The 239-nt window shown below is 34.7% G+C and carries 1 pseudogene; it reads left to right on the top strand.

The window, feature by feature from the left end:
* Positions 1-239, top strand: a pseudogene (locus tag HMPREF3263_RS10955) (DUF4123 domain-containing protein); the annotation flags it as partial.

The following is a 239-nucleotide window of genomic DNA, read 5'->3' as shown; positions in this document are numbered from 1 at the left end:
AACTTAAAGCCTTACCGGAAGACACCCGAAACATCCCGATTCTCCTGACAGAATTTGAAGTGAATGGATTTAAAGATAAAAAATGGTTGGAAACAAGAGAAAAAATGGTTGGGTATATTTTTAAAACTTATCCGCACGTTTATTCCCCTCAGGAGCAAAAACAATTAATTAACAATTTGGATGAAGCTAGAAACAAAAACTATATTTATGAAACAGCAATCGTACAATATGCCGTCGCA

Source organism: Haemophilus sp. HMSC61B11 (assembly GCF_001838615.1).
GTDB classification, from domain to species: Bacteria; Pseudomonadota; Gammaproteobacteria; order Enterobacterales; family Pasteurellaceae; genus Haemophilus_D; species Haemophilus_D parainfluenzae_AD.
This window is presented reverse-complemented; position numbering and strand designations above follow the sequence as displayed.